Below are 22,400 nucleotides of genomic sequence, written 5' to 3'. Positions count from 1 at the left end.
CCCAGACCGAAGCCCTCTTCGGCTACGGGCGCGAGGAACTGCTCGGACACCCCGTCGAGCTCCTCGTGCCCGGCCGCTTCCGCGGCCACCACCACCATCACCGCGACGGATACGCCGACAACCGGCAGGTCCGCCCGATGGGCGCGGGACTCGAACTCCACGGACTGCGCAAGAACGGCACCGAGTTCCCCGTCGAGATCAGCCTCAGCCCGCTGGAGACCACCGACGGGCTCCTCGTCTCCGCCGCCGTCCGCGACGTCAGCGACCGCAAGCGCGCCGAGGCCCGGATCAACGAACTGGCCGGTCTCGTGGAGTCCTCGCAGGACGCGATCCTCGCCAAGACCCTGGACGGTCACATCACCTACTGGAACGCGGCGGCGCAGCGGCTGTACGGCTACTCGCGTGCCGAGGTGATGGGCAGGCACGTGTCCCTTCTCGCGACCACGGAACGGCGGAGCGAGATCGACCTGCTCCTCGACCGGCTGCGCAGCGGTGAGAAGGTCGAACATTTCGAGACCCTGCGGCTGACACGCTCGGGCGCCCTGCTGGACGTGGACATCACGCTGTGGCCCACCCGTGACGCGGGCGGTACGGTGATCGGCGCGTGCGCGATCGTCCGGGACATCAGCGACCGCAAGAAGGCCGAGGCGGAGCTGACCTTCCTGTACGAGCAGCAGCGGCACATCGCCCTCACCCTCCAGCGCAGCCTCATGGGAACCCCGCCCGCCATCCCCGGTCTGACCACCGCGAGCCGCTACCGGCCCGCCACGCAGGGAGCGGGGGTGGGCGGGGACTGGTTCGACCTGATCCCGCTGGGAGCCGGCCGGGTCGGGGTGCTGATCGGCGATGTGATGGGCCGCGGTCTGGAGGCCGCCGCCGTGATGGGCCAACTGCGGTCGGCCGCGCACGCCCTGGCCAAGACCGGTATGCAGCCCCGCCAGTTGATGCAGGCCCTGGAGGCCGTCGTCGGTGACCTGGACGTGCCCGACCAGCTCGTGACCTGCTGCTATCTGGTCATCTCCGCCGACGCGGGCGAGGTGACGGTCTGCTCGGCCGGGCATCTGCCGACCCTGGTGGCCACGCCCGGCGTCGGCGCCCGGCCGCTCCCCGCGCCGGTGAACGCGCCGCTCGGTGTCGGCGACATCCTCTATGAGCAGGCGACGTCGACGATCCCGCCCGGGGCGACCCTCGTCCTGTACACCGACGGTCTCATCGAGACGCCCGGCAGCGACATCGAGGACCAGCTCACCGAGCTCACCACCACCCTCACGGACCTGTTCGTCGCCGCGCCCGATCTGGAGGACGCCGCCGACCACGTGCTGTCCGCCCTGCTGCCGGACACCGACGGGCACAACGACGACGTCACGCTGCTGCTCACCCGGCTGCCCGAAGGACCCCTGGCCACCGTCAACACCGACCTGCCCGCGGTGCCCGAGTCGGTCCCGGAGGGCCGCGCCTTCCTCAGCAAGGCGCTGACCGCCTGGGACTGCGCCCCCGCGGCGGACGACGCCCGGCTGCTGCTCTCCGAGATCCTCACCAACGCCGTGCAGCACGCACAGGGGCCCATCGGTCTGCACCTGTGCCGCACCGCGACCGACCTGACCGTGGAGATCAGCGACCGCAGCCCGCACCTGCCGCAGCCCCGGACGGCCGGCGAGGGCGAGGAGTCGGGACGGGGTCTGATCCTGGTCCGCGCGCTCGCCGACAACTGGGGTGTGCGTCCCACCGACGCGGGCAAGACCACCTGGTTCACCCTCAAGCTGTGACACCGGGCGGGGTGTTGGGCCGCGTCGGGCCTCAGCCCTGCTGGAAGAGTTCCGCCGGGAGCGGCTTCAGGAGCGCGTACAGGTCGTCCGTGATCGGACGGTCCCAGGCGGCGATGGTCACCAGGACGTTGTCGCTGCGGTCGAACTGGACGCAGGAGATACGGGTCTCGGAGAGCTTCAGCCGGCGCACGATCAGAAGGTTGTCGCCCTGCATCACCGGCATGTCCTCGGTCCCGGTGACGGTGACCTCTTCGTTGTTCTCCAGCGCGATGAGGAGCTGGGCCACCTCGAAGGGGACCTCGTTCTCGGCGACGTCCCGGGCCTGGGAGCCCTCGGGCAGATTGCCGATGATCATCGCGGGACCGCGGCCGCCGAACAGGTCGTAGCGCAGGAAGACACCCTGGCAGCTGCCGTCGGGTGCGGGCAGCAGACCCGCACCGAGATTGCCGGGCCAGTCGCCCGGATCCATGGCCAGAACATCGAACTCGGGCCCGGCGGGCGTGGCACTGCGGCGGCGGAGGAAGGACATGCCGCAATGGTACGTGCACGGCCGCGTACCGGGCCCACGGGAGCTGTGCGTATCCGGCCCGCGGGTGCTGTACGCGGCGGGCTCACGGCGGCCGCGCGTGCGGGGCGGAGGACGGCCCGGCCGCGTCAGGACGTGGCCTGGTCCCCCAGGGCCGCCCCGAGTCCTCTGCGGTCGGTGCCGACCTTGCGGTAGACCGCCGACAGGAGCCGGGTCACGGTGTGCTCGTCGATGTGCAGTTCCTCGGCGATCTGGGCCGGGGTCCGGTCCCGTGCGGTGAGCGCGGCGGCGGTGCGCTCACGGGCGGTGAGGGTGTCCGTCTCGGTGCCGTGCAGACGGCGCGGCCGCAGCCCGGCCGAGGTCAGCTCGTCGCGGGCGTCCTCGATCAGCCCGTCGGCACCGCACTGGACCGCCGCGTCGAGGCCGCGGTAGAGGTGCTCGGCGGCTTCCCTGGGGCGTCCGGCGCGGCGCAGCTCGGTGCCCAGGGCGACCAGGGAGCAGGCCAGTTCGTAGGCGGCCGGGGAACGCTCCAGATGACCGACGGACTCCTCGAGGAGCTGGACGCGGGCCGGGCCGGGGGAGACCTCGGCGGCGACGCGCAGGGCCTGGCCGATCGTGGAGGGGGCGCCGTACTGGCGGGCGCGGTTCACCGCTTCGAGTGCCGTGTCGACGGCGCGCTCCGGGGCGTCGTGGCTCTCGGCGCGGGCGAGGTGGAGCTGCCAGGGGCACCAGGCGGGGTTGCGCATGCCGCGCCGGTCGAGCCTGCGGCCGGCGGACGCGAGCTCGGCGGCGGCGTCCTCGGTGAGGCCGCGGGCGAGCAGGAGTTCGCCGTACACGGTCTGGGCGTCGGGGAAGGTCACGGCGGCCGAGAAGGGCGCGTGGAAGGCGTAGGCCTCGCCGGTGCGCGCGGCCTGATCGACCTGGCCCCGGGCGAGCAGGACCTGGATGAGGGTGCCCACCGCGTACCAGTGGACGGGCGTACCGGGCCCGACGCGTTCGGCGAGCCTGAGGCCCGCGCGGACGAAATCCTCGGCCTCGGCGAGACGGCCGCGGCGGAAGCGGACGTATCCGAGGATCGTGTAGCCGAAGGAGAGGTGGGCGCCGTGCCAGCCCTGGGATTCGAAGTCGGCGATCCCGGTGGCGAAGAGTTCTTCGGTCCGGCCCGGCCGGTCGGCGTACATGAAGGTCATGGCGACCAGGACCGGGACCTCGAAGCCGCGGTCGGCCTCGGCCCAGCCGAGGCCGCCGGCCAGGGCGCGCTCGGCGTGCTGGAGGGCGACGGGGGCGGGTTCGCCGCGCAGGGTGGCGTCCCAGGCGCGCAGCCCGATGACATAGCGCTCGGTGAGGTCGTGGCCGGTGAGCCGGTCGGCGAGGCGGGCCAGCCGGCGGGAGCGGGCGGGCGAGTCGGGTTCGTCGGCGCGGAAGGCGTCCCACATGAACTGCTCGGACTGCATGCGCAGGCGTACCCGGGCGTCGCCGGTGACGGGGATCTCGCGGGCGAGGGTCTCGGAGGCCTCGGCGAGGCGGTCGCTGTGGGCGAGGACCTGGGAGAGGCGGTAGACGATGTTGTGGCGCAGCTCGGGGTCGGTGATCGGTTCCTCGAGGGCCGCGCGCAGATGGTTGACCGTGGTTCCCGGCTCGGTGAGCAGGGACGCGCAGCCCAGTTCGTACAGGACGGCGGCGCGGTCCTCGAAGGGCGGCGGTTCGCGCAGGGCGCGGGCGAGGTAGCGGCGGGCGGCGTCGGGGGCTCCGGCGCGCTGGGTCTCACGGGCGGCGGCGCGCAGTTGCTGGACGATCCAGGTGTCGCCGTCCGGGTGGGTCTCCATGAGGTGGCGGGCGGCGGCGGCCGGGCCGAGGCCTTCGTCGATCACGCACCAGGCGGCCTGGCCGTGCAGGGCGACGCGGACGCTTCCGGGGATGTCGCGGTAGACGGCGGTGGCGATCAGCGGGTGGACGAATTCGAGGGGGTCGACGCCGGTCAGGATGCGGGCGGTGCGCAGGGCGTCCGCGGCGTCGGCGGCCTCCTCGGAGCCGAGGCCCGCGACGGCCGCGGCGAGCGTCGGGTGGATCTCGGTGCCGAGGACGGCGCAGGCCCAGGCGAAGCGGACGGTCGCGGTGCCGAGGCGTTCGAGGCGGGCGATCAGGCCACTGCCCTTGACGGCGGCGGCGAGGTCGCGCAGGAGGTGCGCTCCGTCCTCGGTCGGGACCAGGCCGCGGTCACGGACCTTGGCGGTCAGCTCGACGGCCTCGAACGGGTTGCCCGCGGTGACCGCCCAGCACTCGCGGCAGAACGCGTCGTCGGCCTGGGTGCCGAGGTCTTCGCGGACGAGCCGGGCGACGGCCGCCGCGCTGAGCGGTTCGAGGCCGATGGGGCGCTGTCCGGCGCGACCGGGCAGTCCCCTGAACGCCTCGGCGTGTTCGGGCAGTTCGTCGGGGCGGTAGGCGACGACGAGCAGCAGGGGGAGTTGTTCGGCGCGGGGCGCGAACGCGGCCAGCCAGCTGAGCGATTCGGCGTCGGCCCAGTGCGCGTCGTCCAGGAGGAGCACCATGGGGGCGCGCTGTACGGCGAGGTGGGTGAGCACCCAGTCGAGTCCGGCGCGCAGGCCCTGCTGGTCGGGCGGGGCGCCCTCGGACGGTGCGCAGAGGCCGAGCGCGGGGCCGACGATGGCGTACCAACTCCCCAGGGAGGCACGGAGTTCGGCCTCGGTGAACCCGGCGAGCTGCGGTTGCAGGAGCTGTCGGGCGACGTGGAAGGCGACGCGCTGTTCCTGTTCTCCGCCGCGCGCGCTCAGCACGGTGCAGCCCTTGGCCGCGGCGCGCCTGCGGACCTCGCCGAGGAGGGTCGTCTTGCCGATCCCGGCACGTCCGGCGAAGGCGAGGAGCGCGCCGCGGGGGCGGCCGGGCGGCTCGCCGGGTTCCCGGCGCAGGCCGACGAGGTCGCTCAACGCCTCGTCTGCGGCCGAGAGTTCACTCTCGCGCTCGAAGAGCGTCCGACGGCTGCGAAGGCTGCGTTGCCCCATGATCACCCCCTGCCACGATCACGCGTCCGCGCGGGGAGCGAATGCGCACCGTGACCTCCAGGCACCTCAGCGTACGCCCCGATCATCCACGGGGCAGCCCGTTCGGACGCTCCTGGTCAGAACCTCGTGAGCGACGGCGGAGCCGCGGGAGGACCGGCCGGTGGGCGGCGTTCCGGGCGCGGGGACCCCGGCCGCCGCCCTTCCTCACTCTGGGGGCGGCGGAGCGGGTTCCGGCGGTCGTCGGTTCAGGTCAGGTCGAACTCCCCTTCACGGGCCCCCGATACGAACGCCCCCCACTCCGCGGGCGTGAAGATCAGGGAAGGGCTCTGGGGGAGGCCACTGTTGCGCATCGCGATGAAGCCCTCGACGAAGGCGATCTGGACATCTCCGCGCCCTCGGCTGCTGGACTGCCAGTCGGCTTTGCTGAGGTCCAGCTCCGGCTTGTCCCAGCCCGCGAGCGGGTGCTGCTCGATGGTGCTCTCGGCCACGTCCTGCTCCTCCCGGTTCGTCGTCCGCGGCCAGCCTAGCGATCGGTCCGTGCCGCGCACAGGCCATGTGAGGGGGACGGTGTCAGGAGGTGGGCGGCTCGGCGCCGACCAGCCACATCGAGAAGAACTGGGATCCGCCGCCGTAGGCGTGGCCGAGCACCCTGCGCGCCCCGTCGACCTGGTGCTCTCCGGCCTGGCCGCGTACCTGGAGGGCCGCTTCGGCGAAGCGGATCATGCCGGAGGCGCCGATCGGATTCGTGGAGAGGACGCCGCCCGACATGTTGACGGGCAGGTCGCCCTCCAGTTCGGTCACGCCCGACTCGGTGAGTTTCCATCCCTCGCCCTCGTCGGCGAAGCCGAGGTTCTCCAGCCACATGGGCTCGTACCAGGAGAACGGGACGTACATCTCGACGGCGTCGATGTCGCGGCGGGGGTCCGCGATCCCGGCCTGGCGGTACACGTCCGCCGCGCAGTCCTTTCCGGCCTGCGGGGACACGAAGTCCTTGCCGGCGAAGAGGGTCGGCTCGCTGCGCATGGCGCCGCCGTGCATCCAGGCGGGCGGGCGCGGTGAACGGGCCGCGCCGGCGCGGTCGGTGAGGATCATCGCGCAGGCCCCGTCGGAGGAGGGGCAGGTCTCCGAGTAGCGGATCGGGTCCCAGAGCATGGGCGAGGCCTGGACCTTCTCCAGGGTGATGTCGTGCTCGTGCAGGTGCGCGTACGGGTTCTTCAGCGCGTTGCGGCGGTCCTTGTAGGCGACGAGCGAGCCGACGGTGTCGGGGGCGCCGGTGCGCCGCATGTAGGCGCGTACGTGCGGGGCGAAGAAGCCGCCGGCGCCGGCGAGCAGCGGCTGCTGGAAGGGGATGGGCAGGGACAGGCCCCACATGGCGTTGGATTCGGACTGTTTTTCGTAGGCGAGGGTCAGGACGGTGCCGTGGACGCGGCCGGCGACAAGGTTGGTGGCGACGAGTGCCGTCGATCCGCCGACGGAGCCCGCCGTGTGCACCCGCAGCATGGGTTTGCCGGTCGCCCCGAGCGCGTCCGCCAGGTACAGCTCGGGCATCATGACGCCCTCGAAGAAGTCGGGCGCCTTGCCGATGACGACGGCGTCGATGTCGGCCCACGTCAACTCGGCGTCGGTGAGCGCGCGTCGGGCGGCCTCGCGGACGAGTCCCGCGATGGACACGTCCCGGCGTGCCGCCACGTGCTTGGTCTGGCCGATCCCTACGACGGCCACGGGCTCCTTGCTCATCGGGCGTCCCCTTCGAGTACGGCGACCAGGTTCTGCTGGAGGCAGGGGCCGGAGGTGGCGTGGGCGAGCGCCCGGTCGGACTCCCCGCGGTGGACGCGTGCGGCGGCCTCGCCGATGCGGATGAGCCCTGCCGCCATGATCGGATTGGCGGCGAGGGCGCCTCCCGACGGGTTGACGCGCACGCTGTCGCCGAGCCGCAGCGCCTTGCGCAGGACGACTTCCTGGGAGGAGAAGGGGGCGTGCAGTTCGGCGGTGTCGACGGGTCGTTCGAAGGCGCCCGCCCGTTCGGCGGCGAGCCGGGCGGACGGGGAGTCGGTCAGGTCGCGCACGCCGAGGGAGTGCGCCTCGATGCGGTGGTCGATGCCCCTGATCCAGGCGGGCCGCTCGCACAGTTCACGGGCCCGGTCCCCCGCCGCGAGGATCACGGCGGCGGCGCCGTCGCCGATGGGCGGGCAGTCGCCGGTACGGAGGGGGCGTACGAGGTAGTCGCCCTGGGGCACCGAACCACGGAGCTGGGCGTGGGAGTTGGCGCTCGCGGAGGCCCGGCTGCGGGCGCCGACGGAGGCGAGTCCGGCCTCGTCGGTCTCGCCCGCGTCGATGAGCGCCCGCGCCTGGAGTGCGGCGAGGGCGACCGAGTCGGGCCAGAGCGGGGCCAGGTAGTACGGGTCCAGCTGGCGTGTCAGGACGTCGCGGACGGAGCCGGGCGAGGACTTGCCGTAGGAGTAGACGAGCGCGGTGTCGGCGTCGCCGGTGAGCAGTTTGGTCCAGGCCTCGTACAGCGCCCAGGCGCCGTCCATCTCGACGTGCGACTCGGAGATCGGCGGCCATGCGCCGACGCCGTCGAGCGCCATGGTGAAGGAGAAGGCGCGGCCCGCGAGGTAGTCGGTGGAGCCGGAGCAGGTGAAGTCGATGTCACCGGCCCGCAGGCCCGTCCGGTCGAGGACCTCGTGCAGGACGGGGAGGAGCATCTCCACCTCGGAGAACTCGTCGGAGGTGCGCCGGTGGTCGCTCTGCGCGAAGGCGACGACGGCGATGTCCCTGATGGGCTCCATCTACAGCATCTCCTTGTACGTCTCGTAGTCCGCGTCGGGTTCTCCGGTGGGCCGGTAGTGGTCGGGATGGCGGCCCCCCTCGGACCACACGGGCTCCACGCGCAGGCCCATCCGGACCTCGTCGTAGGGGATGCCGCCGATCCGGCCGTGCAGCGCGAGGCCGGCGCCGTCGAGGGCGATGTGCGCGTATACGTACGGGACTTCGATGTCGAGGTTCTTCGCCTTGATGTTGACGATGCAGTACGTGGTGACGGTGCCGCGCGGTCCGACCTCGACCTGTTCGGAGGTGGCCACCCCGCAGGTGGGGCAGGCCCCCTTGGGCGGGACGTAGACCTTGCGGCAGGAGGGGCAGCGTTCGCCGAGGGTCCGCCGTTCGGCGAGGCCCGCGATGTAGGCGGCCTGGGCGCGGCCCGGCGAGTAGACGTAGTCGAGCCGTGCGGGGGCGACGATTCCCGTGACCATGTCCGCGAACCGGCCGTCGTGGCCCGCGGGTTCGCCCGCCGGTTCGTCCGGGGTGCCGTCGTGGGGCTCGAAGCAGGCGATGTCGGTGATCGCGCCGGAGCGTTCGCGGGCCCAGCGGACGCGGACGCGCATCCCGGTGCGCACGGCCTCGGGGCCGGGGGCGTCGAGGGCGTGCAGCAGGCCGGTGTCGGCGCCGTCGAGCCTGACCAGGACCCAGGCGAAGGGGGTGTCGAGGGGCTGGCCGCGGCGGGGTTCGTGGTTCCAGGCCCAGGTGGTGACGGTGCCGGTGGGGGCGACCTCGACGAGGTCGTGTATCTCCTCGGCGGTGACGGGGTCGTACTCGACGGGCGGGACGAGGGTGCGTCCGTCGGCGGTCCGCACGCCGAGGACGACCTGTTCGCGCAGGCCCGTGAGGAAGGCGCTCTGCACGGGGCCGAGCGAGCGGGTGAAGGGGAACTCGACGACGAGGGGGGCTTTGAGGACTTCGGGCATCCCGGATCTCTCCTTCCAACGGCCGGCCGTGCCGTGTCCGCGGGGCGGACAGGTCACGTCCGGGGCCGGGCGTGCGGGTCAGGCCCGGCGGTAGACGGGCGGGCGCTTCTCGGCGAAGGCCCGGGAGCCTTCCTTGGCGTCGGCCGTGTCGAACACCGGCCAGCCTCGCCGCAGTTCGGCGGCGAGCCCGTCGGTCTCGGTCAGCTCGGCGGTCTCGTACACGGACGCCTTGACGGCCTCGACGGCGAGCGGGCCGCAGGCGTTGATCTGCTCGGCGACGGCGAGCGCCTTCTCCAGGGCCGTGCCGTCGGGCACCACATGACCGATCAGCCCGATGTCCGCGGCCTCTTGCGCGGTGTACGGGCGTCCCGTGAGCAGCATTTCGAGGGCGTGGGTGCGCGGGATCTGGCGTTGCAGCCGCACCGTCGAGCCGCCGATCGGGAAGAGTCCGCGCCTGACCTCGAAGAGCCCGAAGGTCGCGGAGGCTCCCGCGACGCGGATGTCGGTGCCCTGGAGGATCTCGGTGCCGCCCGCGACGCAGTGCCCCTCGACGGCCGCGATCACCGGCTTTCGCGGGCGGTGGTGGCGCAGCATGGCCTTCCAGTGCAGATCGGGGTCGGCCTTGAGCCGGTCCCGGTACTGCTCGCCCTCAAGGCCCCGGCCGGCCAGGGCCTTGAGATCCATCCCGGCGCAGAAGGCACCGCCGGCGCCGGTGAGCACGATCGAGCGGACGGCGTCGTCCTCGTCGGCCTCGACCCAGCCGTCGTACAGACCGACCAGCATCGGCAGCGAGAGCGCGTTCCTGGCCTCGGGCCTGTTGAGCGTGAGCACCAGTGTGGCGCCTTCGCGTTGCACGGTGAGGTGTTCGGTCCCACCCATGGGCGTCCTCCCGTCTCGGATGCGAGAACAGGTTGCAGGAGCCGTCCATCCAGTACAAGGGTTTTCTGACAGACAGTCAGATTTCTTGTGCCGGGGCCCTTCCCACTTGGGTCGGGCTTTGCTCTGATGACCGTCGGGTCCGGGGCGGACACGCCCTGGCGGCACTCGGCCACGGACGTGCACGGTCAGGAGGAGCGGTGGAGTACAACCTTGCCGACCTGTTCGAATCGGTCGTCGACGTGGTCCCGGACCGCGAGGCGCTCGTCTACATCGACCACCCCGGCACGGGCGCGGAACGCCGCCTGACGTACGCGCAGTTGGACGCGGCCGCGAACCGGATCGCGCACCATCTGATCGACAGCGGGATCCGCCCCGGCGAACACCTCGGCCTGCACCTGTACAACGGCGTCGAGTACCTCCAGACGGTGCTGGCCTGCCTCAAGGCACGCATCGTCCCGGTCAACGTCAACTACCGCTACGTGGAAGACGAGTTGGCCTACCTCTACCAGGACGCGGACCTGGTGGCCCTGGTCTTCGACGCGGAGTTCGGCGACCGGGTGGCGGCGGCACGGCCACGGGCACCGCGGCTGCGGCATCTCGTCCGCGTGGGGGCCGCCGCACCCGGAGCGGGCGCGGAGGGCCCGGCGGGCTCCGAAGGCGCGGTGGACGCCGTGGACTTCGGTGACGCCGAGGCCACTGGTTCGCCCCTGCGCGGATTCTCCCCGCGTTCCGCGGACGACCAGTTCATCATCTACACCGGCGGCACGACGGGGATGCCCAAGGGCGTCATGTGGCGGCAGGAGGACCTCTTCTTCGCCGGGCTCGGGGGTGGCGCGCCGACCGGCGATCCGGTGACGAAGCCACAGGAGCTCGCCGAGCGCGTCGCGGCCGGGGGTGCCGGGATCACCTTCTTCCCCACTCCCCCGCTGATGCACGGCACTTCGACGCTCACCGCCTTCATCGGCTTCAACTTCGGCCAACGGGTCGTGCTGCACCGCAAGTTCTCACCCGAGGACGTCCTGCGCACGATCGAGAAGGAGAAGGTGACCAGTGTGTCGCTGGTCGGCGACGCGATGCTGCGGCCCCTGATCGACGCGCTGAACGGCCCCCTGAAGGGCACGGACTGCTCCGCCCTGTTCAGCGTGTCCTCATCCGGCGCGATCATGTCGGACACCGTGCGCGAACAGTTCCAGGCGCTCGTCCCGAACGTGATGCTGCTGAACAACTTCGGCTCCTCGGAGTCCGGCTTCAACGGCACCGCGACGGCCGACTCCGGACCCGGGCGCGGCTTCCGCATCCGCGTCAACGCCCGTACGCAGGTGGTGGATCCGGTGACGTACGAGCCGGTCACGGCGGGCGAACCGGGACGGGTCGCCCAGCGCGGCCATGTGCCCCTCGGCTACTACAACGACCCGAAGAAGACCGCCGAGACGTTCTTCCGCAAGGGCGACGAACGCTGGGTGCTCCTCGGCGACATGGCCACGGTCGACGAGGAGGGCATCGTCATCATTCTCGGCCGCGGCTCCCAGTGCATCAACACCGGCGGCGAGAAGGTGTACCCCGAAGAGGTCGAACAAGCCCTGAAATCGCATCCGGACGTGTACGACGCCCTGGTAGCCGGAGTGCCGGACCCGAAGTGGGGCAGCCACGTGGCGGCCGTCGTCCAGCTCCGCGAGGGCGCGCCGCGGCCGTCGCTCGACGACATCCAGACGCACTGCCGCGCCCGTCTGGCCGGGTACAAGGTCCCGCGCCAGTTGGTGATCACCGACTCCATCCAGCGTTCGCCGAGCGGCAAGGCCGACTACCGGTGGGCGCGGGAGGTGGCGGTGACGGCGGACCGGTAGCGGCCGGCGGTGACATCCGGGTGATCCTGTCGACGTACTCTGTGCGCGGTCGGCCTCCGCCGTTGAACCGGAGGTGACGGCCGGCCGTATGGGGGGTGACGGAAAAGCCTCCGTCGCGCCAGCACCGGGTTACGCACGGAAGGACCTTCGGGTGTCGCACCACACGCCTCCTCGTCAACTGCCGGATGCCGAAGCGGGTCCGGACCCCGACGCGACGGCGCCGGACGCGACCCGGGGGGACCCCGAGGCGGCCGAACGGACCGGGGCGCACACCGGTGCCGGAACGGATGAGCGGGCGGAGGAGCGGGCCGACGACGAAGAGCACCGCGATACCCCCGTCGAAGCCGGCGTCCCACGCCCCACCGCCCACGACGAAACCACCACGCACCCGGCCGACGACGAGGCCACCGTCCCGCACCCCGCCGACGACGAGGCCGCCGTCCCGCGCACCGCCGCCGCCCCTGCCGAGCCCACCGTCCCGCACGCCACCACCGACGACGAAGGCACCGTCCCGCACGCCACCGGTGAGGACGAGCCCACCGTCACGGACCCCGCGGAGGACGAAGCCGCCTCCGAGGCCGCCGACCGGCATCCGTCCGAGCCCGCGTCCCCGGACGAAGCCGAACCCGCCGCGGACGCCGCCTCCGCCGTCCGTCCCGGATGGTTCGGGTGGTTCGGGTGGCGCCGGCGCCACCCGCGGGCCGCGCGTGCCGTGCGGGTGGGCACGACCGTCCTGGCCGGTGCGCTGGTGGTCACCATCCTCATCCTGCCCAACCGCCTCGACTGGATGAGCGTCCGGGCGTTCTTCCGCCTCCCGGTCGAGGCGGTCTTCCTGTCGGCCGTCCTGCTCGTCCTGCCGGCGAGGGCGCGGCGCGTCACGGCCGGATCCCTCGGGGTGCTCCTCGGGCTGTCCGCCATCCTGAAGTGCCTCGACATGGGCTTCCGCCAGACCCTGGCCCGGCCGTTCGACCTGGTCTTCGACTGGGTCCTGCTGAGCGACGGGGCGGACTGGGTCAAGGACTCCTTCGGGCGCTCGGGCGAGGTGCTCGCGGTGGTCGGGGTGATCGTCCTGGTCATCGCCGTGCTCGCCCTGAGCGTGCTCGCGATGACGCGGCTGGCGGACGTCCTGGCCCGGCACCGCACCGGGGCCGTACGCGCCACGCTCGTCCTCGGCGTGGCCTGGGTCGTCTGCTTCACCATGGGCGCGCAGACCGGCGGCGTCACGATCGCCACCAAGGGCTACGCCCAGTACCTCTCCAACCGTGTGCAGTACGTCCGCGACGGCCTCGGTGACGCCGACGTCTACAAGAAGCAGATGGCCGTCGACGCCTTCGCCGACACCCCGTCCGACCAGTTGCTGACCGGGCTGCGCGGCAAGGACGTGATGCTCACCTTCATCGAGAGCTACGGCCGGGTGGCCATCGACGACCCGGCGATGGGACCGGAGGTCGACGCGACGCTCAGGGAGGGCGACGCGAGGCTGAAGGCGGCGGGCTTCTCGGCGCGCAGCGGCTGGCTCAAGTCGCCGGTGACGGGCGCCGGCAGCTGGCTCGCCCACTCGACGTTCCTGTCCGGCACGTGGGTCAAGAACCAGCAGCGATACCGGTCCCTGACCACCAGTGACCGCGCGACCCTCACCAGCTACTTCCAGAAGACCGGCGCGTGGCGCACGGTCGGCATCGTCCCCGGCGTGCGCAAGGCCTGGCCCGAGGGCAAGTACTTCGGCCTCGACCACATCTACGACTCGACGCACCTCGGCTACCAGGGTCCGTACTTCAGCTGGACGCCGGTACCGGACCAGTTCAGCCTGGAGTCCTTCCAGAAGCTGGAGCACGGCAGGAAGAACCGCGACCCGATCATGGCGGAGATCATCCTCGCCTCCAGCCACAACCCCTGGTCCCCCATCGCCCGCACGATCGACTGGAAGGACCTCGGGGACGGCAAGGTCTTCTACAAGATCAAGAAAGAGGGGACGAACCCCACGGAGGTCTGGAAGAGCTCGAAGCGTGTGCGGACCGAGTACCGCAAGGCCATCCAGTACTCCCTGGACAGCCTGACCCAGTGGGTCCAGCGCTACGGCGACGACGACACCGTCCTCGTCTTCCTCGGCGACCACCAGCCCGTTCCGACGGTCACCGGGAACAGCGCCGACAGGGACGTGCCCGTCACCATCGTCGCCCGCGACCCGAAGGTGCTGGACCGCGTCTCCGGCTGGGGCTGGACGGACGGGCTCAAGCCCGCGGCCGACGCGCCGGAATGGCCGATGAACGAGTTCCGCGACCGCTTCATGACGGCGTACGGCCCGAACCCGGACACCGGGGCCGCGACGACGTCGCACTGACGGCCCCGAGCCCGGCCGGGCCCTTCCCGCTCCCGCGGAGGCCCCGGCCCGCTCCGAACGTCCGACCCGAACACAGCGGGCCCGCAGCCTCCCCGGCCGCGGGCCCGCCGCGTTGCGCGGACACCCCGCGCCTGCCCGGCACCGGATCCGCGGCACCCTCCCCATTGACCCCGAGGGTTCACGAATCTAACCTGAGTTCTCATACATAGACAGCATCTGCATACAGGGATGAGACTCATGGCAGGGTTCAGCACGGATCCGGGCGACGTGGTCCAGCGGCTGCGGGACGGCATGGCGAGCGGGGTCCTGTCCTTCCCGCTCACGAGCTTCACGGCGGACGGCGACCTCGACCCGGAGTCCTACCGGACCTACCTGGCCGCCCAGGTCGCCACGGCCCCCGGCGCGGTGTTCCCCGCCTGCGGAACCGGCGAGTTCAGCGCGCTGGACGAGGACGAGTACCGCGCCGTGGTCACCGCCACGGTCGAGATCGCGGACGGCCGCATGCCCGTGGTCGCGGGCACCGGCTACGGATGGGCGCAGGCGCTGCGGTTCGCCCGGATCGCCGAGGAGGCCGGCGCGGACGCCCTCCTCGTACTGCCGCACTACCTCGTCGAGGCCCCCGAGTCCGGCCTGGTCGAGCAGCTGCGCCGGATCGCCGCCGGCACCCGGCTGCCGCTCGTCGCCTACCAGCGCGGCCCGGTCGCCTTCACCCCCGAGGGCCTGCGGGCCGTCGCGGCGATCCCGAGCGTCATCGGGCTCAAGGACGGACACAGCGACCTCGACCGGCTCCAGCGCCTCACGCTCGCCGCGCCCGACGGCTTCCTGTTCTTCAACGGGGCCGCCACCGCCGAGATCCAGGCCCGCGCGTACGCCGCCGTGGGCGTCCCCGCCTACTCGTCGGCCGTCCACGCGTTCGCACCCGAGATCGCCGGCGCCTTCTTCAGCGCCCTGCGCACCGGCGACGAGGCCACCGTGAACAAGCTGCTGCGCGACTTCTACGTCCCGCTCGTCGAGCTGCGCGACACGGTGCCCGGCTACGCCGTGTCCCTCGTCAAGGCCGCCGCCCGGCTGCGGGGGCTGCCCGTCGGCCCGGTGCGCGCGCCGCTCACCGATCCCGCCCCGGCCGATCTGACCGCTCTGGAGCTGATCCTCGACACCGGACTGGCCCTCGTCGGAGCGGTGCGGCGGCCCGCCTGAGGCACGCGGGGGAACGGCCCCACGGGGCTCGGGCCGGGCCGACCCCCCGGCCCGGCCCGTCGCCGTCACCCTGGGATTCCCGGCCCCGGTCACCCACGTACGCAAGGAATGTGATGAAGAGTCAGCAACCGACGATCGCCGAGTTCTCCGTCTACCCCGTCGCCGGACGGGACTGCATGGAACTGAACCTGTCGGGCGCCCACGGTCCCTGGTTCACCCGCAATGTCGTGGTCCTCAAGGACTCCGAGGGGCGGACCGGGCTCGGCGAGGTGCCGGGCGGGGAGAAGATCACCCGGACACTGCGCGACGCCGGGTCCCTGGTCCTCGGGGCGAAGGTGGGCGACCACCAGCGTGTCCTGCGCGAGATCGGGGACCGTTTCGGCGACCGGGACGCGGGCGGCCGCGGCGCCCAGACCTTCGACCTGCGCACGACCGTCCACGCCGTCACGGCCGTCGAGTCGGCCCTTCTCGACCTGCTCGGACAGCACCTCGACGTGCCCGTCGCCGCCCTCCTCGGGGACGGCCAGCAGCGTGACCGGGTCCGGGTGCTCGGCTACCTCTTCTTCGTCGGCGACCCGGACCGCACGGATCTGCCGTACGTACGCGAGAGCGGCTCGGACGTGGACTGGTACCGCCTGCGGCACGAGGAGGCGCTGACGCCCGCCGGGATCGTCCGGCAGGCCGAGGCCGCCCACGCGCTGTACGGCTTCCGTGACTTCAAGCTCAAGGGCGGTGTCCTGGAAGGCGCGGAGGAGGTCGCGGCCGTACGCGCGCTCAAGGACCGCTTCCCCGACGCCCGCGTGACGCTCGACCCCAACGGCGCCTGGTCCCTGCGCGAGGCGATCGAGCTGTGCGGACCGCTGGCCGGCACGCTCGCCTACGCCGAGGATCCCTGCGGCGCCGAGGACGGCTACTCGGGGCGGGAGATCCTGGCCGAGTTCCGCCGGGCGACGGGGCTGCCGACGGCGACCAACATGATCGCCACGGACTGGCGGCAGCTCACCCACGCCCTGGCGCTCCAGTCGGTCTCGATCCCGCTCGCCGACCCTCACTTCTGGACCATGCGCGGCTCGGTGCGTGTGGCCCAGCTCTGCAACGCGATGGGCCTGACCTGGGGCTGCCACTCGAACAACCACTTCGACATCTCGCTGGCCATGGTCACCCACTGCGGAGCCGCGGCACCGGGCCCGTACAACGCCCTCGACACCCACTGGATCTGGCAGGAGGGCCTGGAACGGCTCACGGTCGACCCGCCGCGCATCGTCGACGGCGAGATCGCCGTGCCGGACGCACCGGGCCTCGGCGTCGAGCTGGACATGGACCGGCTGCTCGCGGCGCACGAGCTGTACCTGAAGGAGGCCCTCGGCGCCCGGGACGACGCGGTCGCCATGCGCCACCTGGTCCCCGGGTGGGAATTCGATCCCAAGCGGCCCGCCCTGGTGCGCTGACCGCCGCCCGGGGCCGGACCCCTCCGGCTCCGGCTCCCGCAAAAAGCGCCGCCGACCCCTTGCACCGGCCACGGACACCTCATTACTGTCCGGAGCAGGACGACCGAATGATCGGTCGTCCGGTATGGCATGGTTGGCGAGGAAGAAGGCGCGATGACGGGCGGCTCGACGGACTCGAAGGGCCTGCTCGACGCGGGCGAGCGGCTGGACGCGGAGGAGCTGCGGGCGCTCCAGCTGGAGCGGCTGCGCGCGTCGCTGCGGCACGCGTACGAGAACGTCCCCTTCTACCGCGAGTCCTTCGACAAGGCCGGACTGCGCCCCGACGACTGCCGCTCGCTCGCCGATCTGGCCCGGTTCCCGTTCACGACGAAGGCGGACCTGCGGGAGAACTACCCGTACGGGATGTTCGCCGTGCCGCAGGAGCGGATCCGGCGCATCCACGCGTCGAGCGGGACGACCGGCCGCCCCACGGTCGTCGGCTACACGGAGAACGACCTGTCCATGTGGGCCGACATGGTGGCCCGTTCGATCCGCGCGGCGGGCGGCCGGCCCGGCGACAAGGTCCACATCGCCTACGGCTACGGGCTGTTCACGGGCGGACTCGGCGCCCACTACGGCGCTGAACGGCTCGGCTGTACGGTGATCCCCGCGTCCGGCGGCATGACGGCACGTCAGGTCCAGCTGATCCAGGACCTGAAGCCCGAGATCATCATGGTGACACCGTCGTACATGCTGACCCTGCTCGACGAGTTCGAGCGCCAGGGCGTGGACCCGCGCGGCACCTCGCTGCGGGTCGGCGTGTTCGGGGCCGAGCCGTGGACCGAGGAGATGCGCCGCGAGATCGAGGAGCGGTTCGCGATCGACGCGGTGGACATCTACGGCCTCTCGGAGGTCATCGGCCCCGGGGTCGCCCAGGAGTGCGTGGAGACCAAGGACGGTCTGCACGTCTGGGAGGACCACTTCTACCCGGAGGTCGTCGATCCCCTCACCGGTGAGGTGCTGCCGGACGGCGAGGAGGGCGAGCTGGTCTTCACCTCGCTCACCAAGGAGGCCATGCCCGTGATCCGCTACCGGACACGGGACCTGACGCGGCTGCTGCCCGGTACGGCGCGGGCCTTCCGCCGGATGGAGAAGATCACCGGGCGCAGCGACGACATGGTCATCCTGCGCGGGGTCAATCTCTTCCCCACGCAGATCGAGGAGATCGTGCTGCGGACACCGGGCGTCGCCCCGCACTTCCAGCTCCGGCTGACCCGCGAGGGCCGCCTCGACGCGCTCACCGTGCGGGCGGAGGCCCGGTCGGGTGCCACACCCGAGACGCGCGAGGCGGCGGCGCGGGCGATCACCGCGGGCGTCAAGGACGGGATCGGCGTCTCGGTCACCGTGGAGATCGTCGAACCGGAGTCCCTGGAGCGGTCGGTGGGCAAGCTCAAGCGGATCGTGGACCTGCGTCCGCGCGCCTGACCGGCCGCGGACAGGGCCGCGGGGGCTCCTGACACCCCCGCGGCCCTGTCCGCTACGCCTTGCCGAACCGGTCCCGCAGTTCCCGCTTCAGGATCTTCCCGCTGGCGTTGCGGGGCAGCTCGTCCACGAACAGGACCCGCTTGGGCGCCTTGAAGTGGGCGAGCTTCTCGCGTGCGTGGGCGATCAGTTCGTCCTCGGTGACCTCGCCCCGGGGGACGACGACCGCGGTGACGGCCTCGATCCAGCGCTCGTCGGGCAGCCCGACGACGGCGACCTCGGCGACCCCCTCGTGCGTGTACAGGGCGTCCTCGACCTGCCGCGAAGCGACCAGGACACCACCGGAGTTGATGACGTCCTTCACCCGGTCCACCACGGTGAAGTATCCGTGGGCGTCGCGCACGGCGAGGTCTCCCGAGTGGAACCAGCCGTCGCGGAACGCCTCGGCCGTCTCCTCGGGCTTGTCCCAGTAGCCCTCGCACAACTGCGGTGAGCGGTAGACGACTTCGCCCGGTGTTCCGTCCGGCACGTCCTTGCCGTCCTCGTCGACGACCCGCGCGTCCACGAACAGCACCGGAGTGCCGCACGAGTCCATCCGGCCCTTGTGCTCGTCGGGCCCGAGGACGGTGGCGAGGGGACCGATCTCGCTCTGGCCGAAGCAGTTGTAGAAGGCCAGCTTCGGCAGCCGTTCGCGCAGCCGTTCCAGGACGGGGACCGGCATGATCGACGCGCCGTAGTACGCCTTGCGCAGGCCGCTCAGGTCGCGTTCGGCGAAGTCGGGACGGTTCGACAGCCCGATCCACACGGTGGGCGGGGCGAACAGGCTGTCCGCGCGGCCCGCCTCGATCAGGTCGAGGATCTGTCCGCCGTCCGGCGCGTCGAGGATCGTGTTCGAGGCGCCGACCGCGAGGTAGGGCAGCAGGAACACGTGCATCTGCGCCGAGTGGTAGAGCGGCAGCGAGTGCACCGGCAGGTCCCCGGCGCTCAGATCGAGGGCGGTGATCGCGCTCAGGTACTCGTGCACCAGGGCGCGGTGCGTCATCATCGCGCCCTTGGGCAGCGCGGTGGTGCCCGAGGTGTACAGGAGCTGCACGAGCGTGTCGCCGCGGGGCTCGTCACCGTCGTACGGGCGTGCCGCCTCCAGCCGCAGAAGGAGCGAGTCGTCGGCGTCGCGCAGCGGCAGGGTCCGTACGCCCTCCGGGAGCCGGCCGGCGAGGTCGGGGTCGGTCAGGACCAGGGCGCATCCCGACTGGCCGACGATGTAGGCGAGGTCGTCACCGGTCAGGTTCTGGTTCACGGGCACATGGACGAGTCCCGCGCGGGAGCAGGCGAGGAAGCCGATCAGATAGGCGTCCGAGTTGTGGCCGTAGGCGCCGACGCGGTCCCCGGGGTTCAGCCCCTCGTCGAGGAGGACGGTCGCCGCGCGGGAGACGGCGTCGTCGAGTTCCGCGTAGGTCCAGGAGCGCTCCCGGTAGTCGACGGCGCGCCGCGCCGGTGTGCGCCGGGCACTGCGCCGCAGCACCCCGTCAACCGTACTGCCGTGTCCAGGCGTCATGTCACGTGATCCTCGGTCCACGGGAGGGGGAGGTCAAGTCACCGCACGCGAGCCGAACGGAAGCCGGACGGAAGCGGGGCGGACACGCCAGCGGCGTACTACCCGTTGGTACGCTCAACCGCCCCTTCCCTCAATGATGTTGGGAGGCACCATGCGCACCCGTGGAAGACGGTTACTCGTCACGGCCGTCGCTCTGTTGACCGCCGCGACCGCGCTGCCCGCGGCCGCGGCCGAGCGGCACGCCGGACAGGAACATCCCTCGCACGGCGGCCTGTCGGCCGTGATCCGCTACACCGAGTACGGCATTCCGCACATCGTCGCCGAGGACTACGCGAACCTCGGCTTCGGCACCGGCTGGGCCCAGGCCGCCGACCAGGTGTGCACCCTGGCCGACGGGTTCGTGACCCTGCGCGGCGAGCGGTCCCGCTGGTTCGGGCCCGCCGCGGCACCGGACGGTTCGCTCTCCTCCGCGTCCACGAACCTCTCCAGCGACCTCTACTACCGCGGTGTGCGCGAGGCCGGCACGGTCGAGGAACTGCTCGCCGAGCCCGCCCCGCGGGGACCCAGCCGCGATGTCAAGGACCTGATGCGGGGATGGGCGGCCGGCTACAACGCGTGGCTGTCGCAGAACCGCGTCACCGATCCGGCGTGCAAGGGAGCCGCCTGGGTCCGCCCGGTGACCCAGGTGGACGTCGCCGCGCGCGGGTTCGCGCTGGCCGTGCTCGGCGGCCAGGGGCGCGCGGCCGACGGCATCACGGCCGCGCAGCCACCGGCGACGGCGACGGCGGCGGCGGCGGCGGCAGGCACCGATGACCCCGACGTGAAGCGCACCGCCGTCGCCGCCCGCGAGCTGTTCGACACCGCCGACATGGGGTCGAACGCCGTCGCCTTCAGCGGGGCCTCGACCGCGAACGGCCGTGGTCTGCTGCTCGGCAATCCGCACTACCCCTGGCAGGGCGGACGCCGCTTCTGGCAGGTGCAGCAGACGATCCCCGGCGAGCTGAACGTCCAGGGCGGGGCCCTGCTCGGCACGGCGACGGTGTCCATCGGTCACACCGCCCGGATCGCCTGGAGCCACACGGTCGCGACGGGCGTCACGCTCAACCTCCATCAGCTCACGCTCGATCCGGCCGATCCGACGACGTATCTCGTGGACGGCAGGCCGGAGCGGATGACCCGGCGCGACGTCACCGTCGGCGTGCGGGACGGCACGCCGGTGACGCGCACCCAGTGGTGGACCCGGTACGGCCCCGTCGTCACCACGCTCGGCGCCCAGGTGCCGCTGCCGTGGACGGCCACGACGGCGTACGCGCTCAACGACCCGAACGCGGCCAACCTCCGCGCCCCGGACACCGCGTTGGGCTTCAGCAGGGCCCGCGACACGGCGGGCGTCCTCGCGGCGCTCACCCGAACCCAGGGCCTGCCGTGGGTGAACACGATCGCCGCCGACTCCGGCGGCCACACCCTCTTCACCCAGTCACAGGTGCTCCCGCGCGTCACCGACGAGTTGGTCCAGCGCTGCTCGACGCCGCTGGGCCGGGCCCTGTACCCGTCGTCCGGGGTCGCCGTGCTGGACGGATCGCGCGGCGACTGCGCGCTCGGCGGTGATCCCGACGCCGTGCAGCCCGGCATCTTCGGTCCGGCGAGGATGCCGGTGCTGAAGGACGCGCCGTACGCGGAGAACTCCAACGACAGTGCCTGGCTGGCGAACGCGGACCGGCCGCTGACCGGGTACGAGCGGGTGTTCGGCACGATCGGCACCCAACGCTCGATGCGTACGCGCGGAGCCGTCGAGGACGTGGCCCGGATGGCCGCGCGGGGGCGGCTGACCGTGCGGGATCTCCAGGCGCAGCAGTTCGCGAACCGGGTGCCCGCGGGTGATCTCGTCGCGGCCGACGCGGCGCGTGCCTGTGCCGCGCTGCCGGGCGGCACGGCGACGGGCTCCGACGGCAGGGCCGTCGACCTGAGTGAGGCGTGCGGTGTGCTGCGGGCCTGGGACCGTTCGATGGACACCGGGAGCCGGGGCGCCCTGTTCTTCGACCGTTTCTGGCGGAAGCTGACGGCCACGGTGCCGGCGGCGCGGCTCTGGAAGGTCCCGTTCTCGGCGGCCGATCCGGTCCGCACCCCGAACACCCTCGACACCTCCGTACCGGGCTTCGCGACGGCGCTGGCCGATACGGTGACGGAGCTGCGGGCAGCGGGAATCGCCCTCGACGCACGGCTGAGCACCGGCCAGTTCGTCGTACGGAACGGCCGGCGCATCCCCGTTCCGGGCGGCACGGAGTCCCTCGGGGTGTGGAACAAGGTGGAGATGCCGTGGAATCCGGCGGCCGGCGGCTATACGGAGGTCACGACGGGGTCCTCGTACATCCAGGCCGTCGGCTGGGACGGCGGCCGCTGCCCGGTCGCCCGCACCCTGCTGACGTACTCCCAGTCCTCGAACCCGAACTCGCCGCACTACAGCGATCAGACGCGGCTGTTCTCGGGCGAGCGGTGGGTGACGTCCCGGTTCTGCGAGAAGGACATCCTGTCGTCGCCGGGGCTGCGGGTGGTCAAGGTGAGCGACCACCGCTGACCTCCGGCGGAGGATGACGGTGCGCGCGGTGCCCGGAGCGGATCC

At 72.2% G+C, this 22,400-nt stretch carries 15 protein-coding genes; 7 read left to right on the top strand and 8 right to left on the bottom strand.

Going from position 1 to position 22,400, the window contains the following annotated elements:
- Positions 1–137 precede the first annotated feature (137 nt).
- A complete protein-coding gene (locus tag ACFYW9_RS30640) occupies positions 138–1,766 on the top strand; it encodes a SpoIIE family protein phosphatase (RefSeq protein WP_389157224.1) in 1,629 nt (542 codons plus the stop codon).
- Between the two features lie 31 nt (positions 1,767–1,797).
- Here the strand turns inward: ACFYW9_RS30640 and ACFYW9_RS30635 are convergent, their stop codons facing one another.
- From ACFYW9_RS30635 to ACFYW9_RS30605, 7 genes are all read right to left on the bottom strand, one after another.
- A complete protein-coding gene (locus ACFYW9_RS30635) occupies positions 1,798–2,295 on the bottom strand; it encodes a hypothetical protein (RefSeq protein WP_326789595.1) in 498 nt (165 codons plus the stop codon).
- A gap of 125 nt (positions 2,296–2,420) precedes the next feature.
- Positions 2,421–5,312 (bottom strand): ATP-binding protein, encoded by a 2,892-nt coding sequence (locus tag ACFYW9_RS30630; RefSeq protein WP_389157096.1) that lies wholly within the window; start codon positions 5,310–5,312, stop codon positions 2,421–2,423.
- A 245-nt stretch (positions 5,313–5,557) separates the two neighbouring features.
- On the bottom strand, positions 5,558–5,800 hold the full coding sequence (locus ACFYW9_RS30625) for a DUF397 domain-containing protein (protein ID WP_389157093.1): 243 nt from the start codon (positions 5,798–5,800) through the stop codon (positions 5,558–5,560).
- An 82-nt stretch (positions 5,801–5,882) separates the two neighbouring features.
- Complete coding sequence (locus ACFYW9_RS30620) at positions 5,883–7,049, bottom strand: thiolase domain-containing protein (RefSeq protein ID WP_389157090.1); 1,167 nt, start codon at positions 7,047–7,049, stop codon at positions 5,883–5,885.
- Entirely contained in the window at positions 7,046–8,101 is a 1,056-nt protein-coding gene (locus ACFYW9_RS30615; RefSeq protein WP_389157087.1) for a thiolase domain-containing protein, read from the bottom strand. The genes ACFYW9_RS30620 and ACFYW9_RS30615 overlap by 4 nt, the downstream gene beginning before the upstream one ends.
- Positions 8,102–9,055 carry a Zn-ribbon domain-containing OB-fold protein gene (locus tag ACFYW9_RS30610; RefSeq protein WP_389157084.1) on the bottom strand — a complete coding sequence of 318 codons (954 nt, stop codon included), beginning with the start codon at positions 9,053–9,055 and terminating at the stop codon, positions 8,102–8,104.
- 78 nt (positions 9,056–9,133) lie between these two features.
- The gene (locus tag ACFYW9_RS30605; protein WP_389157081.1) at positions 9,134–9,934 is read right to left on the bottom strand and encodes a crotonase/enoyl-CoA hydratase family protein; all 801 of its coding nucleotides are present in this window, start codon (positions 9,932–9,934) and stop codon (positions 9,134–9,136) included.
- A 197-nt stretch (positions 9,935–10,131) separates the two neighbouring features.
- Here ACFYW9_RS30605 and ACFYW9_RS30600 point away from each other — a divergent pair, with 197 nt between their 5' ends.
- From ACFYW9_RS30600 to paaK, 5 genes are all read left to right on the top strand, one after another.
- Complete coding sequence (locus tag ACFYW9_RS30600) at positions 10,132–11,778, top strand: acyl-CoA synthetase (protein ID WP_389157078.1); 1,647 nt, start codon at positions 10,132–10,134, stop codon at positions 11,776–11,778.
- Positions 11,779–11,929: 151 nt separating this feature from the next.
- On the top strand, positions 11,930–14,119 hold the full coding sequence (locus ACFYW9_RS30595; RefSeq protein WP_389157075.1) for a sulfatase: 2,190 nt from the start codon (positions 11,930–11,932) through the stop codon (positions 14,117–14,119).
- Between the two features lie 237 nt (positions 14,120–14,356).
- Positions 14,357–15,316, top strand: coding sequence for a 5-dehydro-4-deoxyglucarate dehydratase (locus tag ACFYW9_RS30590; protein WP_389157072.1), 960 nt, complete (start codon positions 14,357–14,359; stop codon positions 15,314–15,316).
- Positions 15,317–15,429: 113 nt separating this feature from the next.
- Entirely contained in the window at positions 15,430–16,764 is a 1,335-nt protein-coding gene (locus tag ACFYW9_RS30585; protein WP_389157069.1) for an enolase C-terminal domain-like protein, read from the top strand.
- A 153-nt stretch (positions 16,765–16,917) separates the two neighbouring features.
- Positions 16,918–18,228, top strand: a complete 1,311-nt coding sequence (gene paaK / locus ACFYW9_RS30580; RefSeq protein WP_389157066.1) for a phenylacetate--CoA ligase PaaK — start codon at positions 16,918–16,920, stop codon at positions 18,226–18,228.
- A 52-nt stretch (positions 18,229–18,280) separates the two neighbouring features.
- On the opposite strand, the gene ACFYW9_RS30575 is transcribed toward paaK, so the two are convergent.
- Complete coding sequence (locus ACFYW9_RS30575) at positions 18,281–19,780, bottom strand: acyl-CoA synthetase (protein ID WP_389157063.1); 1,500 nt, start codon at positions 19,778–19,780, stop codon at positions 18,281–18,283.
- Positions 19,781–19,931: 151 nt separating this feature from the next.
- On the opposite strand from ACFYW9_RS30575, the gene ACFYW9_RS30570 reads away from it, so the two are divergent.
- Positions 19,932–22,355 (top strand): penicillin acylase family protein, encoded by a 2,424-nt coding sequence (locus tag ACFYW9_RS30570; RefSeq protein WP_389157060.1) that lies wholly within the window; start codon positions 19,932–19,934, stop codon positions 22,353–22,355.
- Positions 22,356–22,400: the final 45 nt, after the last annotated feature.

It is taken from the genome of Streptomyces sp. NPDC002698, from assembly GCF_042888945.1.
Lineage (GTDB): Bacteria > Actinomycetota > Actinomycetes > Streptomycetales > Streptomycetaceae > Streptomyces.
The sequence above is the reverse complement of the archived record's forward strand: the minus strand, read 5'-3'. Positions and strand labels throughout refer to the sequence as shown.

Bases quoted from the DNA above. Each gene is read 5' to 3' on its own strand.
- ACFYW9_RS30640 (WP_389157224.1), top strand. From the start codon at position 138: ATGGGCGCGGGACTCGAACTCCACGGACTGCGCAAGAACGGCACCGAG.
- ACFYW9_RS30635 (WP_326789595.1), bottom strand. From the start codon at position 2,295: ATGTCCTTCCTCCGCCGCCGCAGTGCCACGCCCGCCGGGCCCGAGTTC.
- ACFYW9_RS30630 (WP_389157096.1), bottom strand. From the start codon at position 5,312: ATGGGGCAACGCAGCCTTCGCAGCCGTCGGACGCTCTTCGAGCGCGAG.
- ACFYW9_RS30620 (WP_389157090.1), bottom strand. From the start codon at position 7,049: ATGAGCAAGGAGCCCGTGGCCGTCGTAGGGATCGGCCAGACCAAGCAC.
- ACFYW9_RS30615 (WP_389157087.1), bottom strand. From the start codon at position 8,101: ATGGAGCCCATCAGGGACATCGCCGTCGTCGCCTTCGCGCAGAGCGAC.
- ACFYW9_RS30610 (WP_389157084.1), bottom strand. From the start codon at position 9,055: ATGCCCGAAGTCCTCAAAGCCCCCCTCGTCGTCGAGTTCCCCTTCACC.
- ACFYW9_RS30605 (WP_389157081.1), bottom strand. From the start codon at position 9,934: ATGGGTGGGACCGAACACCTCACCGTGCAACGCGAAGGCGCCACACTG.
- ACFYW9_RS30590 (WP_389157072.1), top strand. From the start codon at position 14,357: ATGGCAGGGTTCAGCACGGATCCGGGCGACGTGGTCCAGCGGCTGCGG.
- ACFYW9_RS30585 (WP_389157069.1), top strand. From the start codon at position 15,430: ATGAAGAGTCAGCAACCGACGATCGCCGAGTTCTCCGTCTACCCCGTC.
- paaK (WP_389157066.1), top strand. From the start codon at position 16,918: ATGACGGGCGGCTCGACGGACTCGAAGGGCCTGCTCGACGCGGGCGAG.
- ACFYW9_RS30575 (WP_389157063.1), bottom strand. From the start codon at position 19,780: ATGACGCCTGGACACGGCAGTACGGTTGACGGGGTGCTGCGGCGCAGT.
- ACFYW9_RS30570 (WP_389157060.1), top strand. From the start codon at position 19,932: ATGCGCACCCGTGGAAGACGGTTACTCGTCACGGCCGTCGCTCTGTTG.